Source organism: Microcystis sp. M53598_WE2, assembly GCF_030067735.1.
In the GTDB taxonomy this organism is placed as follows: Bacteria; Cyanobacteriota; Cyanobacteriia; order Cyanobacteriales; family Microcystaceae; genus Microcystis; species Microcystis aeruginosa.
The window spans coordinates 1-3,104 of sequence record NZ_JASJFE010000524.1; the positions used below are offsets into that span (position 1 = coordinate 1).

Annotated in this window: 2 protein-coding genes and 1 tRNA gene; 2 read left to right on the forward strand and 1 reads right to left on the reverse strand. The window is 49.9% G+C overall.

Annotation, left to right across the window (positions count from 1 at the left end; genetic code table 11):
* The first annotated feature begins 48 nt into the window (after nucleotides 1–48).
* Together PX636_RS10645 and PX636_RS10650 are read left to right on the forward strand one after the other, a co-directional pair.
* Nucleotides 49–140 (forward strand) — tRNA-Ser (locus tag PX636_RS10645).
* Nucleotides 141–159: 19 nt separating this feature from the next.
* The gene (locus PX636_RS10650) at nucleotides 160–966 is read left to right on the forward strand and encodes a radical SAM protein (protein WP_288117113.1); all 807 of its coding nucleotides are present in this window, start codon (nucleotides 160–162) and stop codon (nucleotides 964–966) included.
* On the opposite strand, the gene mrdA is transcribed toward PX636_RS10650, so the two are convergent.
* Nucleotides 963–2,837 carry a penicillin-binding protein 2 gene (gene mrdA / locus PX636_RS10655; RefSeq protein ID WP_288117116.1) on the reverse strand — a complete coding sequence of 625 codons (1,875 nt, stop codon included), beginning with the start codon at nucleotides 2,835–2,837 and terminating at the stop codon, nucleotides 963–965. The genes PX636_RS10650 and mrdA overlap by 4 nt on opposite strands.
* Nucleotides 2,838–3,104 lie beyond the last annotated feature (267 nt).

Below are 3,104 nucleotides of genomic sequence, written 5' to 3' on the forward strand. Positions count from 1 at the left end.
ACTTGCCAAAAATCGGCCTTTCATGTTAGACTAAAGTAATGTCATCTTGGAGAGGTGGCAGAGTGGTCGAATGCGGCAGATTGCTAATCTGTTGTACGAATCGTAAGACCGTACCGAGGGTTCGAATCCCTCCCTCTCCGTATTTTTTGGGTAGGTTCGATGACTGCTCCCCAGGATTACTTCTGCTCCGTATATGGCCCGGTTGCCTCTTGGCGTTTCGGCAGTTCCCTGGGCATTGATCCGATTGGTTTAGTTTCTACCTGTTCCTTTAACTGTGCCTACTGTCAGTTAGGAGAAATTGAGCAAAAAACCGAGCAACGAAGAATTTTTATCACCAGCGAACAAATTAGCAGGGATTTAAGCACTTTTGCCCCTTGGGACGTGGATATAGTCACTCTCAGTGGTAGCGGGGAACCCACCCTCGCCCTCAATTTAGGGGAAATAATGGCCACCGTCAAGGAAATAACCGAGCGGCCGGTGGCGGTCTTAACCAATAGTACCCTTTTGGGAGATGCCCAAGTGCGTCAAGACTTGAGCAAAGCTGATATCGTCGCCGCTAAAATCGATGCTGTTTCCGAGGCCCAATGGCGACGGGTTAACCGTCCGGTCTCCGGTCTGGATTGGCAGGAGCTTTGGTGGGGATTAAGACAATTTCGCCAAGAATGGTCGGGAAAACTAGCAATTCAAACCATGGTGCTGGCTTCTTGGTCGCCCCAAGATCAAGACCAGTATATCGATTTGATGCAACAGCTACAACCGGATGAAATTCAGCTTAACACCCCGACCCGTCCCCGGGCCAGACAAAGACAATTAGAAACCCGCGGTAATAATCCCCTCACCGCTGCCGACGGAATGCAAATTCTCAAACCCGTAAACGCTGAAATATTGGCAATTTGGGCGCAAAAAATCGCCACGGCCACGGGAATTACCGTGCGCTGTGTGCCGCTTACCGCCACAAGTCTCTAAGGCTTCGGCCGGGGTTTTTCTTCTTTCGGCTTGACATTAAAATAAGCCTCCATTACCTGACGTACCATAGGTGCGGCCACTTTACCACCACCACCGCCGGAATGTTCCGCAAAGGCGACCACAACAATTTCGGGCTTGTCGAAGGGGGCGAAAGCTCCAAACCAAGCGTGGGACTTGCCCGGAGGTGCTTCTGCTGTGCCGCTTTTGCCCGCTACAGGCGGTAAAGCGGGGTCCGATAGGGCCCGCCCCGTTCCTTCCGCTACCACGGCTCTCAGGGACTTTCTCAGGGTGTCTAGGGTGCTAGGTTTCATGTTCAAAGACTTGCGCCATTCCTTAACATCGCGGGCATCCTGTAAAAGGTGCGGTTTCACCAAAAAACCACCGTTAGCGGGGACAGCAAACATCACAGCTACCTGTAGGGGAGTTGCGAGGGTAAATCCTTGACCGATCGACATATTAATCGTATCCCCTACAGACCAATCCCAGTTTTTAAAATTACGCAGTTTCCAACCGCGATCGGCAATTAACCCCGGAGTTTCTTCCGCTAATTCTATCCCGGTTTTCTGACCGAAACCGTAGCGCCGAGCCATGGCAATTAAAGCCGGCCCCCCCACTCCGCGACCAATTTGACCGTGAAAAGTGTTACTACTCATGGCCATGGCCCGGACAAAACCGATCGGACCAAAACCGGCGTGATTCCATTCTCCAAAAGCTGTCCCCCCCACATAAAGGGCGGCAAAGGTATTTAAGACCGTATTGGGGGGAAATTTACCCGATTCCATGCCAGCAGTGGCAGTGACGACTTTAAAGGTGGAAGCGGGGGGGAATCCTTGCAGAGCGCGGTTAACAAACGGGTTGCCCTCCGCTTGTAGTTTTTTCCAAGTGGCGGTGGTAATTGGGGCCGAGAAAACATTGGGATCAAAACTAGGATAACTGACCATGGCCCGCACAGAACCATCCCGGGGATCGATCGCCACGATCGCACCCTTGCGTTTTCCTAAAGCGGCCTCGGCGGCTTTTTGGAGTTTTAAATCTAGTGTCAGGGTGACATCTTGCCCCGGTTTAGCAATTTTTTGGCCGAGAATTTGGATTACTTGTCCCGATCCGTTGACCTCTAACTGCATTCCTCCCCATTCTCCCCGCAATTTTGACTCGTAGGCGGCTTCTACACCCATTTTACCGACGACATCTCCCAATCGGTAGCCCTGGCGTCTTTTGGCTTGATATTCCTCCGGGGTTAGTTCCCCAGTATAACCGAGAATATGGGCCCCGATTTTACCATTGGGATAGTAGCGCACTGATTCCACGTCCACTTCAATGCCGGTTAATTCGTCTTTGTATTCCTCTAGGGCGATAATTTGGGCCGGAGTTAAACCCCTAGCGATGCGGACCAGGGTGGAGGGGTTTTCGTCCGCTTCGTTAATGCGTTTTTCTAGGTCGCTTTTGGGAATTGCTAAAATACTGGCTAAACGGTCAAGATTGAGTTTTTGGGCGGGATTACGCTGGGATTTGGGCCAAATATAGGCCGCATGGGTTAAGCGGGCCGTGGCCAAAACTTTGCCATTGCGATCGAATAAGTTGCCCCGGACTGGGGGTTTGGGAAGAATGCGAATCCGGTTATTTTCTGCCCTTTCTCGGTTAATTTGTCCTTGCTGCAGTTGTAAATAGGCTAAGCGTGAGCCGACTCCTCCTAGCAGGACAATGCTAATTAAGCCCATAATTAGCCATGACTGACGCTGACGACCGACTAGACGATCCTTATCTTTGATTTTATTCTGTAATTTATTCGGTGCTGGCCGCGTCGGCGAGGTGAGCGTTTTTTTCCGTTTCAGTTTGACTTTGGTTTTTGATAGGAGTCCGCTATTACGCATTTGCTTAAAGTTAAAAATTTAAAAGTTATTAGGGCAGTTATCAGTTATCAGTTATCAGTTATCAGATTTGAGTTCTAAGTGAGTAGTTTTAAATAGCACTTTCCCGATGTCTTTTCACTGTTTACTGGACGGCTACGCCGTGCCTTTGGCAACACTGAAAAGGACGCAATACTAGGTGATTTAGCTCCTCTCTTTACTAAAGTTCAGGGTATCCGCAATATATCTTAACAAAATCGGAGTAAATACTGGGAGTGGAAGGAACCACTC

Excerpts from the sequence above, each read along its gene's own strand:
- mrdA (WP_288117116.1), bottom strand. The coding sequence starts at position 2,837 with ATGCGTAATAGCGGACTCCTATCAAAAACCAAAGTCAAACTGAAACGG.
- PX636_RS10650 (WP_288117113.1), top strand. The coding sequence starts at position 160 with ATGACTGCTCCCCAGGATTACTTCTGCTCCGTATATGGCCCGGTTGCC.